The 23,648-nt window shown below is 46.2% G+C and carries 21 protein-coding genes and 1 other annotated feature; of the genes, 3 read left to right on the top strand and 18 right to left on the bottom strand.

Going from position 1 to position 23,648, the window contains the following annotated elements:
* Nucleotides 1-2: 2 nt before the first annotated feature.
* The 6 genes from der to H065_RS0117480 form a co-directional block, all read right to left on the bottom strand.
* Nucleotides 3-1,325: a ribosome biogenesis GTPase Der gene (gene der / locus H065_RS0117505; protein ID WP_017814382.1), complete on the bottom strand. Its 1,323-nt coding sequence runs from the start codon at nucleotides 1,323-1,325 to the stop codon at nucleotides 3-5.
* A 438-nt stretch (nucleotides 1,326-1,763) separates the two neighbouring features.
* Nucleotides 1,764-3,002, bottom strand: a complete 1,239-nt coding sequence (gene rpsA / locus H065_RS0117500; protein ID WP_017814381.1) for a 30S ribosomal protein S1 — start codon at nucleotides 3,000-3,002, stop codon at nucleotides 1,764-1,766.
* Nucleotides 3,003-3,069: 67 nt separating this feature from the next.
* A complete protein-coding gene (locus tag H065_RS0117495) occupies nucleotides 3,070-3,648 on the bottom strand; it encodes a lysophospholipid acyltransferase family protein (protein ID WP_017814380.1) in 579 nt (192 codons plus the stop codon).
* A 3-nt stretch (nucleotides 3,649-3,651) separates the two neighbouring features.
* The gene (cmk, locus tag H065_RS0117490) at nucleotides 3,652-4,353 is read right to left on the bottom strand and encodes a (d)CMP kinase (protein WP_017814379.1); all 702 of its coding nucleotides are present in this window, start codon (nucleotides 4,351-4,353) and stop codon (nucleotides 3,652-3,654) included.
* Nucleotides 4,354-4,836: 483 nt separating this feature from the next.
* Nucleotides 4,837-5,535 (bottom strand): glutamic-type intramembrane protease PrsW, encoded by a 699-nt coding sequence (gene prsW, locus H065_RS0117485; RefSeq protein WP_017814378.1) that lies wholly within the window; start codon nucleotides 5,533-5,535, stop codon nucleotides 4,837-4,839.
* Between the two features lie 136 nt (nucleotides 5,536-5,671).
* Nucleotides 5,672-6,283: a genetic competence negative regulator gene (locus tag H065_RS0117480; protein WP_017814377.1), complete on the bottom strand. Its 612-nt coding sequence runs from the start codon at nucleotides 6,281-6,283 to the stop codon at nucleotides 5,672-5,674.
* Between the two features lie 386 nt (nucleotides 6,284-6,669).
* Here H065_RS0117480 and H065_RS0117475 point away from each other — a divergent pair, with 386 nt between their 5' ends.
* Nucleotides 6,670-7,575 (top strand): polysaccharide deacetylase family protein, encoded by a 906-nt coding sequence (locus H065_RS0117475; RefSeq protein ID WP_017814376.1) that lies wholly within the window; start codon nucleotides 6,670-6,672, stop codon nucleotides 7,573-7,575.
* Nucleotides 7,576-7,760: 185 nt separating this feature from the next.
* Here H065_RS0117475 and H065_RS26235 read toward each other — a convergent pair whose 3' ends face one another.
* A complete protein-coding gene (locus H065_RS26235; protein WP_017814375.1) occupies nucleotides 7,761-8,177 on the bottom strand; it encodes a hypothetical protein in 417 nt (138 codons plus the stop codon).
* Complete coding sequence (locus H065_RS0117465) at nucleotides 8,174-8,767, bottom strand: CPBP family intramembrane glutamic endopeptidase (protein WP_017814374.1); 594 nt, start codon at nucleotides 8,765-8,767, stop codon at nucleotides 8,174-8,176. Before H065_RS0117465 ends, H065_RS26235 begins: the two co-directional genes overlap by 4 nt.
* 373 nt (nucleotides 8,768-9,140) lie before the next feature.
* Nucleotides 9,141-9,372, top strand: a binding site (T-box leader).
* 215 nt (nucleotides 9,373-9,587) lie between these two features.
* Between H065_RS0117465 and serA the strand changes: the two genes are divergently transcribed.
* On the top strand, nucleotides 9,588-11,180 hold the full coding sequence (serA, locus tag H065_RS0117460; protein WP_017814373.1) for a phosphoglycerate dehydrogenase: 1,593 nt from the start codon (nucleotides 9,588-9,590) through the stop codon (nucleotides 11,178-11,180).
* Nucleotides 11,181-11,309: 129 nt separating this feature from the next.
* Here serA and H065_RS0117455 read toward each other — a convergent pair whose 3' ends face one another.
* The 3 genes from H065_RS0117455 to H065_RS0117445 all read right to left on the bottom strand — a co-directional run bounded on the left by H065_RS0117455 (nucleotide 11,310) and on the right by H065_RS0117445 (nucleotide 14,236).
* Complete coding sequence (locus H065_RS0117455) at nucleotides 11,310-12,731, bottom strand: HAMP domain-containing sensor histidine kinase (RefSeq protein ID WP_017814372.1); 1,422 nt, start codon at nucleotides 12,729-12,731, stop codon at nucleotides 11,310-11,312.
* Nucleotides 12,732-13,448 (bottom strand): response regulator transcription factor, encoded by a 717-nt coding sequence (locus tag H065_RS0117450; RefSeq protein WP_017814371.1) that lies wholly within the window; start codon nucleotides 13,446-13,448, stop codon nucleotides 12,732-12,734.
* A 68-nt stretch (nucleotides 13,449-13,516) separates the two neighbouring features.
* Nucleotides 13,517-14,236 carry a pseudouridine synthase gene (locus H065_RS0117445; protein ID WP_017814370.1) on the bottom strand — a complete coding sequence of 240 codons (720 nt, stop codon included), beginning with the start codon at nucleotides 14,234-14,236 and terminating at the stop codon, nucleotides 13,517-13,519.
* Between the two features lie 274 nt (nucleotides 14,237-14,510).
* On the opposite strand from H065_RS0117445, the gene H065_RS0117440 reads away from it, so the two are divergent.
* Nucleotides 14,511-15,032: a GNAT family N-acetyltransferase gene (locus H065_RS0117440; protein ID WP_017814369.1), complete on the top strand. Its 522-nt coding sequence runs from the start codon at nucleotides 14,511-14,513 to the stop codon at nucleotides 15,030-15,032.
* A 262-nt stretch (nucleotides 15,033-15,294) separates the two neighbouring features.
* Here H065_RS0117440 and H065_RS0117435 read toward each other — a convergent pair whose 3' ends face one another.
* The 7 genes from H065_RS0117435 to ribD form a co-directional block, all read right to left on the bottom strand.
* Complete coding sequence (locus H065_RS0117435) at nucleotides 15,295-17,907, bottom strand: beta-mannosidase (protein ID WP_017814368.1); 2,613 nt, start codon at nucleotides 17,905-17,907, stop codon at nucleotides 15,295-15,297.
* Nucleotides 17,908-18,099: 192 nt separating this feature from the next.
* Nucleotides 18,100-18,801 carry an SMC-Scp complex subunit ScpB gene (gene scpB / locus H065_RS0117430; RefSeq protein WP_017814367.1) on the bottom strand — a complete coding sequence of 234 codons (702 nt, stop codon included), beginning with the start codon at nucleotides 18,799-18,801 and terminating at the stop codon, nucleotides 18,100-18,102.
* Nucleotides 18,770-19,561: a segregation and condensation protein A gene (locus H065_RS0117425; protein ID WP_017814366.1), complete on the bottom strand. Its 792-nt coding sequence runs from the start codon at nucleotides 19,559-19,561 to the stop codon at nucleotides 18,770-18,772. Before H065_RS0117425 ends, scpB begins: the two co-directional genes overlap by 32 nt.
* Before the next feature lie 215 nt (nucleotides 19,562-19,776).
* Nucleotides 19,777-20,244, bottom strand: a complete 468-nt coding sequence (gene ribH, locus H065_RS0117420) for a 6,7-dimethyl-8-ribityllumazine synthase (protein ID WP_017814365.1) — start codon at nucleotides 20,242-20,244, stop codon at nucleotides 19,777-19,779.
* 420 nt (nucleotides 20,245-20,664) lie between these two features.
* Nucleotides 20,665-21,312, bottom strand: coding sequence for a 3,4-dihydroxy-2-butanone-4-phosphate synthase (gene ribB / locus H065_RS26230; RefSeq protein WP_017814364.1), 648 nt, complete (start codon nucleotides 21,310-21,312; stop codon nucleotides 20,665-20,667).
* 57 nt (nucleotides 21,313-21,369) lie between these two features.
* Complete coding sequence (ribE, locus tag H065_RS0117410; protein WP_017814363.1) at nucleotides 21,370-22,041, bottom strand: riboflavin synthase; 672 nt, start codon at nucleotides 22,039-22,041, stop codon at nucleotides 21,370-21,372.
* 156 nt (nucleotides 22,042-22,197) lie between these two features.
* Entirely contained in the window at nucleotides 22,198-23,298 is a 1,101-nt protein-coding gene (gene ribD, locus H065_RS0117405; protein ID WP_017814362.1) for a bifunctional diaminohydroxyphosphoribosylaminopyrimidine deaminase/5-amino-6-(5-phosphoribosylamino)uracil reductase RibD, read from the bottom strand.
* Nucleotides 23,299-23,648 lie beyond the last annotated feature (350 nt).

The raw sequence follows: 23,648 nt of genomic DNA, 5'->3' as shown, positions 1-23,648 counted from the left end.
CCTTAATCGTCCGATGATTTGCGACGTGTAAAGATACGGATCGGCGTTCCTACGAAATCAAAAGCGGCACGGATTTTATTTTCCAAATAACGTTCATAGGAAAAGTGCATCATTTCCGGCTCATTTACAAATACGATAATCGTAGGTGGTTTCACCGCTACCTGGGTAACATAGTTAATCCGTAGACGCTTACCTTTATCTGTCGGTGGCGGATTGATTGCAATCGCATCCGAAATAACATCATTCAGCAAATGCGTAGGGATACGCAGGGAATGCTGCTCGGCTACCTGCTGCACCACAGGCAGAAGTTTGTGAATACGCTGTTTGGTCAGTGCCGACAGGAATACAACCGGCGCATATTGCATAAACAGGAAGTGATCACGGATGTTATTCTCAAAGTGCTGCATGGTTTTGTCATCTTTTTCGACAACATCCCATTTGTTGACTACAATAATACCTGCTTTACCCGCTTCATGAGCATAGCCGGCTACGTGTTTATCCTGGTCAATAATGCCTTCTTCACCGTTAATAACAAGCAATACCACGTCCGCACGTTCAATTGCTTTCATGGCACGCATAACGCTGTATTTCTCGGTATTTTCATAGACTTTACCACGTTTACGCATACCTGCAGTGTCAATCAATACGTAACGCTGTCCATCACGTTCAAACGGAGTATCGATAGCATCACGTGTTGTACCCGCTACATCGCTGACAATAACACGCTCTTCGCCAAGAATCGCATTAACCAGCGAGGATTTACCTACATTTGGACGGCCGATCAGAGCTACGCGAATAACATCTTCGCCATACTGATCGTCTTCCAGATCCGGCAGATTCTCGACGATCGCATCCATCAGATCTCCCATACCGCTACCATGGCTACCAGAGATACCAATCGGATCTCCAAAGCCAACATTGTAAAATTCATAAATATCGTCCATGCGATTCATGTTATCCACTTTGTTGACAGCTACGATAACCGGCTTGCGGGAGCGGTACAGAATCTGTGCCACTTCTTCATCAGACTGGGTCAGGCCACTTTTAACGTCACACATAAATACGATCACATCGGCTTCGGCGATAGCGAGCTCTGCCTGCATCCGGATCGATTTGAGCATCATATCTTCGCCATCCAATTCAATACCACCGGTATCAATAACACTAAAAGGCTTGCCATTCCACTCTGAAGTTCCATATATCCGGTCACGGGTTACACCCGGTCGGTCTTCTACAATTGCCAACCGGTCACCGATCATCCGGTTAAATACCGTTGACTTGCCCACATTTGGGCGTCCAACGATTGCTACTACGGGTCTTGCCATAGGTTTTTGCCTCCTGTTCTATCTTTCCGTTAATCATCATAGCAAAAAACGATTGCCTTGGCTAACATTATGACGAATTTAACGTTAATAAAAAGAAATAATCGGCGAACCCATTACGGATTCGCCGATTATCTGGTGCGCTTAGCCGATAAATCCTCCGCAATCATCTGGTGGACTGTACGGGTTAAGCCCTGGAATGTATATGCTGGTAAAGTGAATATTGCAGTGTGATTTCTTGCTTGCAAGCAATACCGTCTGTTCTAACTTTTAGCTATGAATTCTCTTACTTAGCAGCAGGAAACTTTCATTTTCTACTGCTTTAAGAGAGGAGTGGATTGAAGTTATTGTAGTTGGTATTGGTCATGCGTCTAAACGGCATTGAAACATTGCCGTTTAGGGAGCAAGGAAATCACTTGCTCTTAAATCGCTTGCTTCTAATCACTTAAATTTGCTTAATTTATCGCCGAAGAGGTCGCCCAGTGTTACGTTCATACCTTGATTGCTCAGGGAAACGTTAGGGTTGTTCAGCTCTTCCTGTTTTGGAGCACGGCTACCTTTGTTGCTGTTTTCTCTAGGCGCTTTTGGCTCATCTGCAGGAGCTTCTTCGGTTTCTTTGATGCTCAGGCTAACGCGTTTTTCGCTAGGATTTACATCCAGTACTTTTACGGAAACGGTTTGGCCTTCTTCCAGTACTTCTTGCGGAGTACCGATGTGTTTGTGGGAGATTTGGGAAATGTGTACCAAACCTTCTACACCTGGAGCGATTTCAACGAATGCGCCGAAGTTTACCAGACGTTTTACTTCGCCGGATACTACATCGCCAGTATGGAATTTGTCTGCTGCAGTCTCCCAAGGACCTGGTTGAGCTGCTTTGATACTGAGGCTGATTTTGCCTTTTTCAGGATCAACGCGCAGTACTTTTACTTTTACTTCGTCGCCTTCGGACAGTACGTCAGCTGGCTTGTCTACATGTGTCCAAGCGATCTCGGATACGTGTACCAGACCATCTACGCCGCCTACATCAACGAATGCACCGAATTGAGTCAGACGCTGTACAGTACCTGTCAGCTCCTGGCCTTCTTGCAGGCTTTCCATGATTTTGTGCTTGTTGGACTCATATTCTGCTTCCAGCACATCTTTTTGGGACAGGATTACTTTGTTATTTTCGCGGTCCAGTTCTTTTACTTTAACGCGAAGTGTACGACCTTTGTAATCGCTGAAATCTTCTACGAAATGACGCTCTACCATAGATGCAGGGATAAATCCGCGTGCGCCCACGTCAGCTACCAGTCCGCCTTTTACAACATCGGATACAGCAACTTCGAATACTTCACCGGACTCAAAACGCTGTTCCAGTGTTTCCCATGCGTTTTCACTGTCGATCGCACGCTTGGACAGAACGAGAGTTTCTTTCTCGTCATTGATGCTTACAACTTTGCATTCCACTTCCTGGCCCACTTCTACAGCTTCAGAAGCGCTGTCTACGTGTACTGAAGAAAGTTCACGGACTGGAATAACGCCGTCATATTTATATCCAATACTTACATAAGCTTGATTATCATCAATTTTGACGATTGTTCCTGTGACTGTGTCACCTTTGTTCAGGGAGACGAACTGATCAAGCGCCTCCTGGTTTGTAACTTCGGTAGTTTCTTGGTTATTATTTTCTTCCGACATGTCAATACCCTCCTCGATTCAAATCCCATTTATTTAAACTCGCATTAAAGCTGAGTTCAAAACACATTTATTGATTTTCACGGATAATTTTATGGATAGCTTCCATAATTTTCTCCGTTGCTTCCTCGGCCGTACCAATTGCATCCTTGCCTTTGTAAGCAGAAAGATCAACCGGTGGACCATACACAACCTTGGTTGTACGAAAAAGCTTGTAATTCCCGATAATTGCAGCCGGAATTACTGCAGCATCACTCCGTAATGCAAAAGTTGCAGCACCACGCTTGGCGACTGCCGCCTGAGAATTACGCGTACCTTCAGGGAAAATACCCATTATACCGCCTTCACGCAAAATGGTGAGTGCAGTACGAATCGATTCTTTGCTGATACCTCCCCGTTTAACCGGAAAAGCACCCAATCTTGCAATAATCGGTCCCAGTACAGGAGCATGAAACAGCTCTTCCTTGGCCATAAAACGAACCTGGCGCTTAATCAGGATACCTACCATTGGTGGATCAAGATTACTGATGTGGTTGGAACAGAGCAGTACGCCGCCTTCTTGCGGGATATGCTCCAATCCTTCCGCTTTGATACGGAACAGAATTCGGTAGAAAAAGCGTATAAGAGCGCGAATGAATCGATAGAACATCAATCAGACTCTCCCTGCCATTGTAGTATGGGCCAGCATCAGAATATGATCGGATACTTGTTCGATGGACATCGATGTTGTATCGAGTACCATAGCATCCTCTGCACATACCAGCGGGGAAAATTCACGCTGTTCATCCAGCTGATCCCGTTCTGCAATTTCGCGTTCAAGCTGCTCGAGGGTAATCCCCTCAGAAGCATCCATCTCTGCATATCTGCGTCTGGCGCGCTCCTGCACAGTTGCAGTCATAAAGATCTTCAACTCTGCATCAGGAAGCACATGAGTACCGATATCGCGTCCATCCATCACAACGCCTTTACGCAAAGCCATTTGCCGCTGTAAAGACGATAGCTTTACTCTCAGCCCCTCGATTTGCGCATATCGTGACACAATCCGGTTCACGGTCAGACTACGAATATCTGCAGTTACATCCGCTCCATTAGCCAGGACCTTCTGCCCCTGTTCATCAGGTATTAATTCAATCACCAGATTCTGTGCTTCTTGAAGCACTTTTTCGGCATTTTCAGGTTCAATATTTAATTGAAGCATATGCCATGTGACGGCGCGGTACATTGCTCCCGAATCGACATATACATAGCCGAGTCGCTTGGCGACCATACGGGCAATTGTACTTTTCCCTGCGCCGGCAGGTCCATCAATCGCAATGTTGATTTTCCCGTTATGTTCTAACTTTTGGCGTTCCAACCGGGAACTCCCCCTCAATCATCATACTCCAACTCAATAAAAAAGCAGGCATTGCCTGCGTCAAGCAAATTATAACACAGTCCCCTAGAACATGCAAAATCGCACAGTCACTTATAAACTTTACAAATCGAACGATTGTTTAAATCAATAACGAATTAATTTTCGCAGGATTGAATCCGTATAATTCGTTATATTCTGTCTAGTATTCCTTGTTTCTGACCTTGTCAGGCTGTTCCATGATTATCTGGCTCTTAAATTGGAAAATGTGGAAATAAACCATTTTTGATATGAACAAACAGCTAATATTTCAACCGATTGCTCGATTCGATATTATATCCAGGTCGTTTTTATAAGTTATTGCTAAGTTATTGCGCTTGTACTTGTAGAGGCTTAACACACCAAGCACTATTTTCATCCACAAAAAAACAAAGCCTGCATACCGGCTTTATTCTCCGGTTGCAGACTCATCATTTTATCCCGATATTACGTATTCATTTCTTCTTCCCTTTTGACAAAGCGGAAAGGAGAGCGATTATTAGCACGTGCAATCTTGATCATACCACCATACCACAGGAACAACATTAAAGGTACTATGTACCATAGCCAGTTCTGGGTAACCGTCTGCAAGATAAAGTCATATACACCATGCCAGAACAACGGCAGAATCAGTGCACATACCAGGAACCAGCGACGTTTACGCGAAGTAGTAGTAAATTTGGCTTTACCCACGTAATACCCCATAATGACTCCAAACAATGCATGTCCCGATACTGGCAGCAAACCACGTGCCAGTAGCGACATTACCGACATTGAATTATAAAGTGCATACAGCACATTCTCCAATGTAGCAAATCCGAGTGAAAGAGCTACCGCATAGACGATTCCATCGTAAGGTTCATCAAATTCAGTATGGTTGTACAGAATATGATAAATAATAAACCATTTGGCTCCTTCTTCCACACCTGCAGAGATCAGAAATGAGAAAACATACGGACTTTCTCCCAAGCCGAGCACCATGGCTCGCTGAATAATCATAATCGGAAATACAATGGCTATGCCCAGCAAGAAAAATTTGATCACCAGATGAAGCGGCTCGGTGTCATATTTATCCTTGAGATAGACATAGACAAGCAGTGCAATACCCGGAGCTATTGCGGCCATCAGAATTGAAAATAAAGACACCCAGATTCCCCCTCATTGATTGATAGCCTGACTACCGGTTGATGTGCCATTATTTGCAACATACGAAATAGGAACTCCTTCCGGCCGGTCGAACTATTCATCAAGTGAAGGAAATACCTGGATGCCTTGGTTTCATTCAATCATTGCGTTTGAAATGTTCGCAAATGACCTGAACTGCATTTTCCGGCATAACCACTTTGCCGTACTCTTCCAGCATAGCTTCGGTAACCGAAGTAGCATCTCCAAATTCAGCCAGTACAGCGATCAAAGCTGCATGCTTGGACATATCTACTTCAGCAGGATCAAGGGTGAATACCCACTGATCTTTGTAATGATACAGTCTTCCAGCTTCCGTTACATTCTGAGACAGAGTATGCGCTGCTTCGATCAATGTCTCGAAGTCCTTAAAGGAATAAGCGATAAAGTCAGTCTCTTCGAGCGTAACTTCCATCTCGTATATCTCATCAGCCAGATCATCTTCGTTCATGGTACCCAGATGCTGATCGTATTTACCGCGAGTTACTATCACTACCATACCTTGTGCAGGAAGCGCGAATACTTCAACTGCCAGAGGACCGGTAGCATCAAACCCAAGCTCCGTATAAGCCTGGTCCATCATTTCAGTGAACAGGTCATGGACTTTTGGAATCTCCTGCCACATATCTTCTTTTTGAATCCCGCGCTCAGTGAGATCGTCAAAAGTAAGGAAAATCCGTATTTTATCTGAGCTCAATCTTTCTATTTTCATGATAGGATCCCCCTTAAAAACATAGGTTGTGATCACGGCACAATGCGTGTCATCCATTCCCTATTCATATGGTGATAAATATAGCGATGCTATATTGTCTATGTTACCATTTATTATCCTTAAATGCACGTAATAAAACGCTTTAGACAGAATTATGATTGTAAGCGTTTTATTGTTATCTTATTGATTCATCGCGTCTATTTTTGGGTTATAACGCATTTGTATGCCTAAAAAAAGCATAGAAGATTTATACAAGTGTTGCTTTTTTATGCTTTTTAGGGATTTAATTTACATAGGGCTGCTGTTTATCCTAATTGTTGTGTAATTCTCTGCATGGGTATCATCAGCTGGACCAGAAACTACAGACAGAAAAGAGTGTGAAATGAATGTTCAAGAAAACCGCGGGATGGCTGCTTTTATCCGTGCTGATCCTATCTGCATGCAGCAATCAGACCACCGCTGGCAATACAGGTGCCACTCAGACGCCTGCTACACCAGCTGCAACCGAACAGAATACCGGAGCAACTGCCGCACCCCAGACCGGAAATGATACCACAGCATCATCAGGTACAACTTCTGCTGGCTCAACCGATACCAAGTCTGGAGAGAACAGTAGTACAACTGCTGAAGATTCCAAAGCCGAGGCACCTGCAAGCTATACATATCATATGAACAAAAATTATGATATCGTGCCAAACAAAGAATCCGACAAAACACCGAAAAAAGTCGTTTTGCTCACTTTTGACGATGGTCCAAAAGAAGCAAAAATGATCAACAGCATGATTGATACGCTCGACAAGCACAATGCCCGTGCTATTTTCTATGTAAATGGCAGTCGTGTCAAAAGACACCCCGAGCTGCTCAAGCTGATTCATGATCGTGGTGGCGTAATCGGTAATCATACGTATGATCATATCGTTCTGAAAAACGAATCTCCTGCCAAAGTTAAACAGCAGATTGAAGATACCCAGAAAATCATTAAGGAAACGATTAATGTCACTCCACGCTTCCTGCGGCCACCAAATGGAGCAGGCAACGATGCCGTACATGAAGTCGCTGCTAAAAACAATCTGATGTACATGAACTGGTCGGTAGGATCACTGGACTGGGTGAATCAGAATGATCCTCAGGCAGTTATTACCAATGTTATGGACCAGTTGCACTCCGGCAGCACGATTCTGATGCATGAACTGCCATGGACCGTCGAGGCACTGGATCAGTTGCTGACCAAGCTGGAAGCCAAAGGATATACATTTGTTGATCCGGATACGATTGAACCAGAAATGCGTTAATGTTTAATACCAAAACACGATCAAGGAATTCTGGCTCATACAATATCGCAAAACAGTAAATAAAAACGCAGATAGCGGAATCATCCGCTATCTGCGTTTTTTGCTTTTGATATTCAGGCCAGCCAGCTATTGTATCTGTGTATAGGTTGGATAAGCAGGTTATGACTGTCTCATGCTGGAAATAACTACATCATCAGGTTTTTGAATTTATCCCAGCTTAGCATAAAGCCCGAGAGCTTGAAGCCCCACCAGAGCAGCATACCGGTCAGTACGACGAACATAAAGATCAGATAGCCATAAAAGAACTTGGCCAACCGGATTTTGCGTGCCGGATAGATCGTGCTACGAGGCGCGTATTCCTTTTCGCCTTCTTCCTCTTCTTCGCCATCTACCTGTACATGGCCATCTGCTGCCAGAGCCGGACTTACCGATTGATAGGCAGCTTGCCGTACTGTTCGTGATGAACGCTTGCTGCGGCCCCCAGGAAGCTTAATTCGTCCACCGGTTAACAGCCCTTCATCCCGGTTACTGCCATAACGTTCTACTCTGCTTGTATCCTTGGTATTACCATAGCGTTCCAACCTGCTTAGACGTTCGCTCATTTTTCCCTCCGCAACGAAATAATCAGACCGGATATCAGGTCAATCATAAAATGACATAAAATGGGTGCCCATAATGTACCGGATTCAATATAAATATACCCAAGAGCATAGCTGCTGACAAACACCCAGCCTGTGGGAATCCAGTGACGAAGATACCGAAAATGAATCGCAGCGAAAATAATGCTGGTCCAGTAAGGTCCGAAAGCATGCTGAATCGCTCCGCGGAACAGTATTTCTTCGCAAATTCCTACAATCAGCGTGATAATGATAATATGCCAGATCGGCCGATTTTTGAAAATCATTTCGTTAATTCCACCGTCGTCCATACTACTCTCCGGCACTATACGCGAAATAAACAGATCCGCAAGCAGCATCGCTCCGGCGAGTCCCAGTCCCCACCATACAAAATGCAGACTGGCTGGCAGTTCCAGCAGTGCAAATGGATTACGTCCCTGCAGCCAGATCCAGATCATACCGACAAGCAGTGTGAGTCCCTGGGTCAAATACAGATTGGCAAGCAGCAGTTTGTCAGTCAGTTGTTCAGGCTGTACACGTTTTAATTTGAATGATCGAAACTTGCCTTTTTTCATAATCACAATCCTCTTAGTTAAGCATTGAGCCGGATGCCCACTTTCAATTGATAAAATTCATTATAACATGATATCCGACAAAGCAAATAATTTGCTCCTTCTAATCCTCCTATCCCGCACATTGATCATCATGATTCTCTTTGATTGCTAGTATGCCAAGGTATTTTTATGGTTTGCATTGCTTTTATGATCCCCATATTATTCTACTTTTTTTGAATACGATGCTGGATAAATATTGGTTTCAACCGAATCTGAAATTGTATATAATACGTATATTCAGACTGATTAGACCTTTAATATTCGTGTTTGATTCTAAAATACGTTATTGACATGGTATGTAACCCATGGTACATTATGAAAAAATTAAATTACATCAGCGTCTGTGAAGGAAAAAAATTGCACTCTGGTTTTCAGAGAGCCGGTGGTTGGTGCAAACCGGTAAACCGATTGTATATTTTGAGCGTTCCTGAGTCACTGTATTGAACATGGAGTAGGTACAGTCGGGTGATTCCGTTATGAATCCGGTCAATTGATTTGACCATAAGGCTGCTTCTTGTGAGAGAACAGCGAATTAGGGTGGTACCACGACAGCTCTCGTCCCTTAACTACGATCGTAGTATGCGGATGAGTGCTTTTTTTGTATCCTTTTTACTTTTGTGCGTTAGTGCGTTTATTCGGTAATCAAATGTGGTGGATATTAACATCTGCAGCTGTCTGTTAGCACTAGTGACGGAAGCAGGTGTTCATATAAATAAAATCTGCATAATCAACAAGAACGACTACAAACAAAGAATGACCAATTTGGAGGAGGAAAGAAATAATGTTTAAGGTACTGGTATCTGATCCAATTAGCGATCTGGGGATTCAACAACTGATGGATGCTTCAGACATCACGGTAGACAAAAAGACAGGACTCAGTGAAGACGAATTAACTGCCATTATCGGCGAATATGATGCACTGCTCGTACGCAGTCAGACCACAGTAACTGCCAAAATCATGGAAGCTGCAACAAATCTCAAAGTAGTCGGACGTGCTGGTGTGGGCGTCGACAATATTGATCTGGAAGCTGCTACCCAGCGCGGTATCATCGTTATTAACGCACCGGACGGAAATACTATTACAACCTGTGAGCATACTTTTGCCATGATGATGGCTCTGGCTCGTCATATTCCACAAGCCTATGCCAAAACTATTAACGGTACCTGGGACCGCAAATCTTTCCTCGGGGTCGAACTGCGTAACAAAACACTCGGCGTGCTCGGTATGGGACGTATCGGCAGCGAAGTTGCCAAACGTGCCAAAGCGTTCGGTATGGACATTCTGGGCTATGATCCGTTCCTGACCCAGGAGCGTGCCGACAAAATGGGGGTCAAACTCGCCAGCGTGGATGATATCCTCAAAAACGCAGACTTTATGACAGTGCATACTCCGCTTACACCGGAAACCAAACATATGATATCTACTCCACAGTTCCAGATCATGAAAAAAGGAATGCGAATCATCAACTGTGCACGCGGCGGAGTAGTGGATGAACTCGCGCTTGTAGCAGCGATTGATGAAGGCATTGTAGCCGGAGCAGCCTTTGACGTATTCGAAAGCGAGCCGCCACAGGCAGATCATCCTTTCCTCAACCATCCGAATATTATCGTCACCCCTCACCTTGGTGCATCCACTGTAGAAGCCCAGGAGAATGTAGCGATCGATGTATCCGAGCAGGTGCTGCATATTCTGCGGGATGAACCTTTCAAAAATGCGGTGAATATGCCTCCTGTTGCTGCAAGCGTCATGAACAAGCTGCAGCCGTACTTTGGATTGGGTGAGAAGTTGGGCAGCTTTGCCGCTCAAATCTCTGTACAGGCGATCCAAGAGATCCGTATCGACTATGCAGGCGACCTATCCGAAGTGGATACCCAGCCGCTGACCCGTTATATTCTGAAAGGCATTCTGTCCCGTCACCTCGGTTCGGAAGCCAATATTGTCAATTCGCTTCATCTGGCGAAAGTGCGTGATCTGAATGTGATCGTTACAAGTGCGCCTTCGACCAAAGGCTTCACCAATCTGATCACTGTCAGCCTTAAAGGGCAGGATGGCAGCGAACAACGCATATCCGGTACGCTGCTAAGCGGTTATGGCGAGCGTATCGTCCGGATCAATGATTATTCGGTAGACGTACTACCTGCCGGTCACCAGATTCTCGTATCGCACACAGATAAGCCAGGCATTATCGGTAATGTCGGCTCCCTGCTGGGTCAAAAAGATGTCAATATCGCCTCCATGCAAGTTGGACGGAAAATTGAAGGCGGTGAAGCCATCATGATCCTGACCGTGGACAAAGACGTGCCGAAGCAAGTACTGGTAGAACTGACCGACCTGCCAAACCTGAAGACTGCCCAGGAAGTTGTACTGGCTTAACCCAATAGTCCAAAAATATGGATTATCCCGAATTATAATAAATGTAGATATACCAAAAAGCTCCTGCACCGAATAATCGGCAGGAGCTTTTTGGTAATGAATTTTAGGAGACACACCGTTGAGCGCTATTTAATCCCGGACTTCACGATGTACAGGGAGCTTCAAAGTAAATACGGTACCTTTACCTACCTGGCTATCCGCAGCAATAGTACCCTGATGGGCTTCTATAATATTACGTACAATAGCCAGCCCAAGTCCGGTACCACCCGATTCTCCCCGTACTCTGGCTTTATCCGCTTTGTAAAAGCGTTCAAAAATAAATGGCAGATCTTCCATCGGAATCCCTGCACCTGTATCCTGAAACGACACTTTGATCTGATCTTCTTCCAGTACCGCTGTAACTGTGATCGTTCCTCCCGCCTGGGTATGACGGAAAGCATTATCCAGCAGATTGGTAAAGACCTGCTCCAGCCGATCGGTATCAGCTTCCAGCATGAGCGGTGCTTCAGTACGAATAAACTTCAGATCCAGTTCACGTTCCTTGGCACGCACAGAGAACTTCCGGTACACCCGATCCATCAATTCATTCAGATTCATCTGGCCGAAATTCATGTCTGTATGTCCTGCTTCCATCCGTGACAGATCCAGCAGATCCTGTACGAGCCGGCTCATCCGCAAAGACTCGTCATAAATGACCTGTACCAGTTCATTGCTTTCCTCGGGCGAGGATGCCATGCCATCCAGCAGTGCTTCACTATATCCCTGAATCATCTGCAGCGGTGTACGAATCTCATGCGAGACGTTGGCAACAAAGTCACGCCGCATTTTCTCTGCTTTCACTTCTTCAGTCACATCACGCAATACAGATACGGTACCGCGAACATCCTCTCCTGAATAAAGAGGGGTCATATTCACTGCCCATACCTGCTGTTTGACATGAATATTAGAGCTCTGATCCTGTCGTTCGCGAATAACCCGTTCGAACATCGGATAAAGAGGTTCCGGCACTTTGGAAGCTGCAGCGCCGCTGCCATCCTGCTGTCCCTCCCAGCCGGCCTTGTGCCAGCTATCCATAATCATTTCGCCGAGTGGATTATGAAGAATCATATTGCCCTGCTTGTCAAAAGTAATTACACCATCACCCATGCTTCGCAGTACGCTGGCCATCTGTTCCTTTTCCAGCTGCAGATTCTGGATATTTTTCTCCAGTTCTTCAGCCATATGGTTAAAGGCGCTTGCCAGCTGACCAATCTCGTCACCAGTACGCAGTGCCAGACGGGTATTATACTTTCCTTTGCGAATACCATCTGTCGCCTGAATCAGCTGCTGCATCGGCTGCGTAATCTTGGTCAGCAGAAACAGCGCAAAAAATGTAGTCAGCGCAAAACCGATAATCGATACATACGTAAACAGCCTTTTGATCGCATCTGAATTGGTAAAATTGGTATCAATATAAGGCAGTAAAAACAACCCCAGCGTCAGCAGCACACAAGCTACCAATCCGCTGATCGTCAGCCACAATTTACCGACAAGCGTTCTCCAGAAGTCCACTTATTTAGGCACCTCTAACTTGTAGCCTACCCCCCACACCGTCGTGATCATCGCGGCAGAATCAGGAGAGACCTTATTCAGTTTTTCACGCAAGCGCTTTACATGGGTATCGACCGTACGCAGGTCGCCGAAAAACTCATAATTCCATACATCCTTAAGCAGCTCTTCCCGTGAAAACACCTTGTCCGGAGACGTAGCAAGGAAGTGCAGCAGCTCATATTCTTTTGGTGTCAGACTGATCTCATGACCGCTGGCTGTTACCCGGTGGGCATCATGCTCAATAATCAGGTTCGGGAAAACAATATTGTTGCTCGAATTGTTCTCCTGGGACAGATAGGCTGTTGCCGATGAACGGCGCATGATTGCCTTGACCCGGTAGATAACTTCGCGTGGACTGAACGGCTTGACTACATAGTCATCCGCTCCTACTTCAAAGCCCTGTACACGGTTTACTTCTTCGCCTTTGGCTGTCAGCATCAATACTGGTGTAGACTTGGATTGACGCAGACGGTTACAGACTTCAATTCCGTCGATTCCCGGCAGCATCAGATCCAGCATGATTAGACCATAGTCATCTGCCAGAGCTTTCCGCAGCGCGGTTTCTCCATCTTCGGCTTCTTCGATTTCATAACCTTCTTTTTCCAGATACATGCGCAGCAGACGGCGAATACGTTCTTCGTCATCGACTACGAGAATGCGGTTCAATTGTTCACTCATTTTCTAAAGCCCCCCAGCTGTGCGACGGAATATCGGAATTAACGATTTCTGTAGTATTGTGGTGCTACTTATTTGGAGCCTTTTTGCAGGGCATCGAGCTCCTGTTTGCTGAGCGGACGATGCAGACCGCGCTTAAGATTGCCAATCAGCAGTTCGCCAAAAGCGATCCTTTTCAGACGGATAACTTTATGCGAGAGCGCATCAAACATACGACGGATCTGGCGGTTCTTGCCTTCGTAGATCGTGACACGAATCGTCGCCTGTTTTTTGTCTGTATCGATATCGTAATATTCAGCCTCTGCAGGCTGGGTCATACCATCTTCCAATTGGATACCACGACGGAATTTCTCCAGGGAATCGCCATGCGGTACCCCTTCTACCGTAACCAGATAGGTTTTGGGTACATGATGCTTGGGATGGGTCAATCTGTTGGCCAGTTCGCCATCATTGGTCAGTATCAGTAATCCTTCGGAGTCATAATCCAGACGTCCAACCGGGAATACACGCTCATTAACGCCTTTAAGATAGTCCTGCACCGTTTTCCGTCCTTCCGGATCGGTTACACTCGTGATGACTCCTTTTGGCTTATTAAACATATAGTATACTTTTTTCTCAGCTGCGATGGATCTTCCATTTACTGTGATTTCATCGACAGTCGGATCAGCTTTGGTTCCCAACTCAGTGACTACCTCACCATTGACGGTTACTTTTCCCGCCAGAATCAGTTCTTCACTTTTACGGCGTGAAGCTACACCCGCTTGAGCCAATATTTTCTGCAATCGTTCCATAATAGTCATTTCACCTCATGTTAATGATACTCATATGCGAACAAAATCACAAGATAAAGCATAAACTTCACACGCTACTTTCCTATAATCTACAAGAATTCAATGCTTCAACAAGATGCAGCTGCCTTTTATAATACGTGCATTATCCAGATATCTGGCAACTGACCGAGCAATATGTATAATAAAGGAAGAAAAAAGATTGAATGACTACATTATTCTGTATACGTGTGACCCTGCTGCTATTTCATCGCATTATAATTTGGAGGGATATTTGTTGATTCGGAAAATGACGCATGCCAATATCGGCGACTACAATCAGGCTAATGAGGAATTCATGGTCATCGGCCGGATTGTGCCGAGATACGAAAATGACTGCTGGAGCTATACAGAGGAGCTATATAGCGAGCCTTATTCAAAGCAATACGAAGATGAAGATATCCATACTTCGTATATTGATAATGAACGAAAGGTAGTTTTCTTCTATTATGTCGATAATCGCTGCGTGGGACAGATCAGGATGAGTGCTTCCTGGAACGGCTATGCCTTTATCGAAGATTTGGGTATTTGCCGAGATTATCGTCGGCAAGGAATTGGAAAGAGGCTGCTAGAGCATGCTATAAAATGGGCCGAGCAGCACAGATTGATCGGACTCGCACTAGAGACGCAGGATGTCAATGTATTGGCATGCCGATTTTATGCCAGAAATGGCTTTGTGATCGGTGGAGTCGATACTATGCTGTACTCCAAATTCTCTACGGCTCATGAGAAAGCGATTTTCTGGTATTATATGTTGTAACTATGCTCAAGCACTTATAGTAAGATAGACAGGACGAGCCAAAGGTTGCTCTAGTGAACATACATAATTAACACACTATCCATTCAAATAAAAACCCCCAACTGCTTCTTTGACAGCATGGGGATTTTTACTGTTTAGCTATATGATTACTGCCATAATATACAGATTGTTACTGACCCAAACTCATATTATCTGTGATCAGCTAAACAAACATTTTTATTTCAGACTGTTATTAGATGATCTATTCGCAAAATAACCCTTTTTACTTGATATAATCCGCCATCGATGTTACCTGGAGTCCTTCAGCACGGGATGGAATCATGGCTGCAGCAGCCAAACCATGCTGTGGCTGTGACGGATGTTCATTCACTACTTCACTCAGCTGGCAGAAATGAACGCGATACGTCTGTCCAGGCAGCAGGTCAAAGAAATTATCACTGAACTCTCCTGCATGATCTGCAGACAGCCATACCTGACGAGCAAGCTTGTCTGTTGTCAGTTCAATGACAGCTACACCATTTTCTTCTTTTTGTGTAACTGTAATATTTGGCTGGCTCAGTGGAATATCCTTGTAAGATACAAAGTAGCTCAGCTGGGAATCAATAATAATGCCATCCTGCTCCAGTTCAACCAGCAACACTGCCTGATGCGGGTCTACACCATCCAGCAGATGATCTTTGGACAGGGACATCAGTTTCAGACATTCATTGCCTGCCAAACTAAAGGATTGCGGGATTTCCTTATACAATCCACCATCGGTGCCAAGTACTTTGACCCGGATTGTCAGTGCAGCCGGCGCCAGTACATCGGAAATGGCATAAATATCAAACTGCTCTTTATTCGAGCTATCGACAGATACCGCAATATCACGGAAGCTGCGTTTGGCATAATAATGCAGTGCTTTCCAGCGGCCAAAATAATCCATGCCTGCCCATGAAGCCACTGGCCAGCAGTCATTCATCTGCCAGTACAGTGTACCCATACAGTACGGCTTGTTACGACGATGTGCTTCAATCGCCATTTGCATGGCTTCTGCCTGCAGTACCTGACTCATATACAGGAAGGATGGAAAGTCCTTGGGCTCCGGCAGGTATTTATCCATATATTCCTTAATCAGGCGGTTACCCGATCCATTTTTCTGATGGCGAAGCATCACTTCGGACTCCAATTCCATATCTGCTTCTTCGGCATACGTGCGTACCGAGCGATATTCCGGGAAAGACTGGAATCCGTACTCACTCATAAAGCGACCTACGTACTCATTATATCGCTCAAACGGCTCACTGCCATGCCATACACCCCAGTAGTGAATATCTCCACTGTCGGTTAAGCCCTGTGTATGCTGCTCCACCGTATCGGTCATATCGACCATCGGAGAAGACGCCCAGTAGTCGATACCCGGTGATTCGCTGGCTACGACATCAGGCAGCAATTCATGAAATACCGCTTTGTAATCATTCCAGATTTGCTCGCGCTGCTCTTCGGTATAATTCTTTTTCCAGCCCCAGCCGCCGTCTTCGATATAATGCGCCCAAGCGGAATCCATCTCGTTATTGCCGCACCACAGAACAACAGATGGATGGTTGCGCAGACGGCGTACATTCTCCTCGGCTTCGGCCTGTACGCTGTCCAGGAACTCTTCATCCCCCGGATACATGCTGCAGGCAAACATAAAGTCTTGCCACACCATAATGCCGTATTCGTCACACAGTTCATAAAATTCATTATTTTCGTAAATACCGCCGCCCCACACACGCAGCATATTCATGTTGGCTTCGGCAGCCGATACGATTTCGTGCCGATATCTCTCATATGTCACTCTTGGCAGGAAGCTGTCATTCGGAATATGATTGGCTCCCTTGGCGAATACAGGCACACCATTCAGCTCAAAATAGAACGATGTTCCCGGATAATCACCCTGCTTTTCCCGGACCAGACGTACGGAACGGATTCCCGTGCGCACACTCTGCTCTGCGAACTGCTTCTGCTGGTCGGCTACTTCTGTCACCGCTATTGTAAACGTATACAAATGTGCTTCGCCAAGTCCTCTGGACCACCATAATTTGGGGTTTTCCAGTGTCAACGGAATCTCGATAATATCGGTACCTTCCTGCAGAGTTACCTGCTGCTCCCAGTTCTGATCTTCGGTTCGGATATGCACATTGCCTTTGCGTTCCTGCTCCGAATAAATCTGAATTACGGCTGTCAGTTCGGCAGAGTCGGCAGTTACATGATTTTGACGAATATATACATCTTCAATCCGCACTTCCGACCAGGCGACCAGTTCGGCTTCACGCCAGATACCACTGGTTACAAAACGAGGACCCCAGTCCCAGCCATAATGATACGGAGCTTTGCGGGCAAAAATACTGACGCGCTGCTCTCCCAGCTCACCCACATCGGACTGGTCATTACTGGCAGGCAGTGCATAGCCCAGCGCTTCCAGTTTCGGCAGCTCTTCCTGAATCGGAGAGCGGAAATAAATACGTATTGTGTTCTCGCCTGCTTTGGCATAGCCTTTGACATCGGCTCTCCAGGTACGGAACATATTATCGGCGGAAAGTACCAGTTGATCATTCATATAGACATCCGCATACGTATCCAGTCCGTGAAATACCAGATCTACATGTGAATGCTGCAGAACGGCCTCATCCACCTGAATGGTTGTTATGTATTCCCAATCCTTTTTGTCGATCCACTGTACGTCTTTTTCATTCGTACCATAGAATGGATCAGGAATTTTGTTATGTGCCAGCAGATCGGTGTGCACCGTCCCCGGTACCTGGGCAGACAGCCACTCATTCTCATCAGCTGCTTTGAACTGCCAGTCTTGCAAGGTGAGACGGTAAGGCGTGATTTGCAGATTGCTCATCATTCAATTCATCCTTTCGGTATTGGGTTATGCCTACACCTTACTATGACTAGAACCAATAATCAAATTAAATTGATACTGTCGTTGATAGCAGAAGAACCGGTCTTATTCGTGGAATATGGATTCTGAAAAATACAAAAGCAGATCCGCCAATATGAATGCTGGCAGATCTGCTTTTGTCGTTACACGTATTCTTCAGGCTTTGGAATCTTCATCATTATGAGGCAGTGCCGATTCGGCTTCTGCTTCAGATAGTGCCTCTTCAGCCGCTTCGATCAATTCCTCACCCAGCTCTTCAAGTGCCGGAATATCTTCATTATACGTCTGTTCTTCCAGACGATTGAACAGCAGCTGGGTCTCCTCTTCCAGATCACCCTCATCCTCGAACAGGGCAGCATCCGGCAGTTCTCTAAGTCCGCTCAGACCGAAATAATCGAGAAAGGCTTTGGTTGTTCCATACAGTATGGGACGTCCGATCGCTTCTGCGCGACCTACTTCCTGAATCAGATCTTTGTTGACCAGTGTATAAATAGGTCGCTCCGATTTGACTCCACGAATCTCTTCAATCTCCACCCGTGTGATCGGCTGTCGATAGGCAACAATCGACAGCGTCTCCAGCGCAGCCTGAGATAGCGAAGAACGATTGGGTGATTCCGCCAGCTTTTCATAATAAGAAGCATGGGCCGGCAGGGTAGACAGCTGATAGCTGCCGGCAATATGAATAATCTGAATACCACGGCGGGCTTTTTTGAGATCCGCCTGCAGCTCATCAATTGCGATCTGTACCGTCTGTACCGTCTGATCGGTCACATCGGCGATCTGTTTGACATTCAGTCCCTCTTCACCCGAGAGAAACAGCATGCCTTCAATAACTGCTTTCAACTTCTGGGACTTCATTAATGCTTATTTCTCCTCTCCACTCCATCACAATGTCATCAAAGAGCTGGCTCTGATAACAGGCAATCTGCTTCATTTTCATCATTTCCAGTATAGCCAAAAAGGTCACAACAATCTCATGGCGATACATTTCCTGATCCAGCAGTTTGGAGAATAACAGGTTCTCTCCTTTTTCCAGCGCCAAAAAGCGGTTGGCTACCTGACGAATCCGATCTTTGACCGAAATCTCGTCTCGCTGGATACGGGTAATCTGTGTTCTCCGGCTCGCTCTGCGGAGTGCCTTGCGGAATGCTTCCACCAGGTCCATCGTATGCAGGCCTTCCACCGGATTGTAATTGACTTTGGCGGTAAACGGTTTGAGGTCTTCGGGTTCCTTGGTGAAAATCAGGCTCCGCTCTTCCTCCCGCTCGCGCAGATGTCCGGCAATTCCCTTGTACTTGCGGTACTCGACGAGCTTGCGTACCAGCTCTGCACGAGGGTCCAGATCTTCTTCCTCATAATAATCAAAATCATCCATCTCCATAACTGGCGGTCTTGGCAGCAGCAGCTTGCTTTTGATCGACAGCAGCGTTGCTGCCATCACGAGGAACTCGCTCGTCACTTCAAGCTCAAGCTCCTTCATACTATGAAGATACTCCAGATACTGTTCCGTGATTTCACTGATCGGAATGTTCTGGATGTCAATTTCCGATTCGTCAATTAGATGAAGCAGCAAATCGAGCGGCCCTTCAAACGTTTCCAGTTTGTACAGTACAGTCACAGGCACACTCCTTTAATGGGATTCATTCGTTACACTCCTGCCGAAATGCATATTTCCTCCAGGGTCAGAGCGCATGGGCAGCAGCATCGACAAGCTTAACATACAAACCTTATTTTATCCTTAATGTATGGCTATGACTATACATATTCAGCAAAAAAGAGGCCTAATCCTTTTCAGGATAGCCTCTTTTCGGGAAATTCGCTACTATTCAGTAATTATTTGAGCTGTTTGGACAGATTCGCCATCTCAATCGCCGCATTGGCGGAATCCCAGCCTTTGTTGCCCGCTTTGGTACCAGCACGCTCGATGGCCTGCTCGATATTCTCCGTCGTTACTACACCAAAGATAACCGGTACGCCAGTTTTCAGATTGATCGCGGATACGCCTTTGGCTACTTCGTTGCAGACGTAGTCGTAATGGGACGTTGAACCGCGGATAACGGTACCAAGAGTGATAACGGCGTCATACTTGCCGGATTCAGCCATTTTCTGAGCAATCAACGGGATCTCAAAAGCACCGGGTACCCAGGCAACATCCACATTATCCTGCGGTGTGCCGTGACGCTGCAGTGCATCCAGTGCGCCGCTTAGCAGCTTGCTAGTAATGAACTCGTTGAAACGGGCAACGACGATACCGAATTTTAGATCCTGCGATACTAAATGTCCTTCAAAAATGTTAGCCATGGTTAAATTCCTCATTTCGATTGGGGTTAGTGGGAGAACAGTCTGTGCTCTGTGATGGGTCCGCTCGGGGAAAGGATGATCCACCGGCCTCCGGTTAAGAATGGATATCTGGAAAGACTGCTCTCGCAGTCGATATCCATTCTTAAATGTCGGCCTTGTGGATCATTCCTTTCCCCTCGCTCCGTGCATCTGGATCAACTGCCTGACTCCCGAAAAAAGATGGTGCGGCAGGTAGGGTGGCAAGGGCGCTGCGCTGCTTGCCGGGTTTGCTGGTATGGTGGGTAAGGATTAGTTGATTTTGCTGATGGTGGTGCAATTTTAATAGAGTGATAGGTGTTTAGGGATTGTATAAAGTTATTTAATGGGTTTTTGAATGCTAGCGATTGATCCTGGTTTGATTTAACAGAACGGCACTGTTGGTTATGCTGGGTTGTTTGGGGTGGAGCTGGTGTTTTTTTGTAAATAGGTGATCAGGGCCTGGATGCTGATGAGTTTTAGGTTGTGTTTGGTAGCTATGCTGCGTAGCTGATCCAGGCGTGCCATGGTGCCGTCTTCGTTCATGATTTCGCAGATTACTCCTGCAGGAGATGCTCCGCAGAGACGGGCGAGATCGATAGCAGCCTCGGTATGGCCAGGTCTTGACAGGACACCGCCGGTATTGGCGATTAGCGGGAACATATGACCCGGACGACGGAAATGCTCGGGGCCTGCAGCCGGATCGGTAATAGCCTGAGCAGTCATGGAGCGTTCGTGGGCTGAGATACCTGTCGATGTGCTCACATGGTCGACCGATACGGTAAAGGCTGTACCGTGGTAATCCGTATTCTGGGCAACCATTGGCTGCAGCTGCAATTCCTCGGCGCGCTCTGCGGTGATCGGCAGGCATACCAGCCCCCTGCCTTCGGTCACCATAAAGTTAATTACCTGCGGAGAAGCATGATCGGCCAGTGCGATAAAGTCACCTTCATTTTCCCGATCTTCATCATCGACGACAATGACGACCTTGCCCTGCTGCAAATCCTGGAGCGCTTCTTCAATCCGATCCAATCCGGAAAGTTCATTATCCATGATGTCGACCTCCTTCATGTATATACATATAATTCGAAAGCAAGAAATAACGGCAGACTACATATAACCGTTTTCCTGCAAAAAATTCGCTGTCAGTGCTGATTTGGGACTCTGCTGCGCATCATTCGGTGAAGAGGAACGATACTGCAGCATATGCTCCACATATTTCCCCAGTACATCGCATTCCAGGTTTACCGTGTCTCCCGGCTTGCGATGGGCAAGCACGGTTTCTTTGAGGGTATGCGGAATAATCGAGATCGTGAACATATCATTCATGACTGCGACGACAGTCAGACTGATTCCATCCACGGCGACAGAACCTTTGGGAATAATATAACGAAACAGGGAATTATCCTGCGGCTTGATCTGAAATACAACAGCATTCTGGTTGTGTTCCACATGTTCGACAACAGCTATACCATCGACATGCCCCTGGACGATATGGCCGCCAAATCTTCCATTCGCTGCCATAGCCCGCTCCAGATTAATCGGGCTGCCGGAACGCAGATCCTTGAGACTGGACAAACGATGCGTCTCCGGCATGACATCAACGGTAAACAGAGAACCTGCTATCGAAGTAACCGTCAGGCAGACTCCATTACATGAGACACTGTCGCCGATTGCCAGACCAGGCATGATACGTGAAGCGGTAATGCCGAGTACCATCGTCTCTCCCCGGCGCTCGCTACGTTTAAGAGTACCTATTTCTTCAATTAATCCGGTAAACATCGGTATCCTCCTTTACTTCACACTGCCTTCTTATCAGTACATAGGGATGTACAGTAAACGTCCATGATAAATACATATAAATGGATATGAATACTTGGAATTATATGTGCAACAGAAGTGCAGCCAGCAGGCTGCATCTATTGCGATTCCGATCATTTACAGATGATGATAACGAGTACGTCCGCTGATACAGACATTGTCATCCAGCGTCTCCACTTCTACCTGCTCCAGGGTTACCGCCTGATTCATTTTCTCGAATCCATCAAAAGTAAACGTCGACATACTGCCACCGATCAGCTTTGGTGCGAAAAACAAAGTGACCCGATCCACCAGACCGGCTTCCAGCATAGAGCCATTGAGTCGTCCGCCACCTTCCAACAGAATAGAAGAAATCTCCTGCTCTCCCAGCATCCGCATGGCCAGCGTCAGGTCTACTTGGGGACCCTCGCCACAGCGGAGAATTCGTATACCTCTATTCTCCAGCTGACTTATTCGAACCGGATCTGCTTGTGTAGTCGTCACTATTATCGTATCCGCCTGATCGGTATTCAGCAGCCGGGCCTGATCGGGAATACGGAGATGTGAATCGATTACGATCCGTACCGGATTAATGCCGGGTGTCGCTGTACGGGTAGTTAACTCCGGATCATCCGCGAGTACAGTACCAATGCCGACCATTATGCCTTGATGACGATGGCGCATACCATGTACACGTTCACGGGCATCACTATTCGAGATCCATTTGCTATCTCCTGTCCGGGAAGCAAGACGTCCATCGAGCGTACTGGCTGTCTTTAGCGTAACGAATGGCAGACCGGTCGTAATATATTTGTTAAAAGTCTCGTTCAGACGTTCGGAACGGTCAGCCAATACACCAGTTACGACTTCGATACCGTGGCTGCGCAAACGCTCGATACCGGAACCGGCTACCTGCGGATTGGGATCTACCGCTGCTACTACGACACGCCGGACCTTCTCTTTGATCAGACGATCGCTGCATGGAGGTGTCTTGCCATAATGACTGCACGGCTCAAGTGTCACATAGGCTGTAGCTCCTTCCGCTTCTGCACCTGCCATATTGAGAGCATGTACTTCAGCATGTCCGGTGCCTCGTCTCAGATGGGCTCCCATTCCGACAATACGGCCATCTTTGACGACGACGCAGCCAACCACCGGATTGATATCCGTTTGTCCCTGGGCTTTTTCTGCCATATCCAGTGCAAGGGACATATAAAACTCATCATTTAATATATTCATTTTCGAAGCTCCTTTGGGTGAGTAGATCATTCTGCTGGATCGATTTCGTATATATCCATGACTTGCTGCCAAATCGGTATCATACCACTAGAGTAGAGGGTACCTGTACATTTTGCAGATCCTGTATATACGGTTACTATTCATAACATAGTAACAAAATTATAAAAAACAGACAATCTCACCTTATGCAGCTACTAAAAAGCCCCGCAAACCGGCAAAATGCCAGATTTACGGGGCGATGTGTAAGACAGGAATATAAGAGTTATTCACTCACAGTACAGATATGCTGATTGTACGCAGTCCATGGCAAAAATACAGGTAAAAGCTTTCCATTGTCATTCAACTGACAA

Source organism: Paenibacillus shenyangensis, from assembly GCF_000346635.1.
GTDB classification, from domain to species: Bacteria; Bacillota; Bacilli; order Paenibacillales; family Paenibacillaceae; genus Saccharibacillus; species Saccharibacillus dauci.
This window is presented reverse-complemented; position numbering and strand designations above follow the sequence as displayed.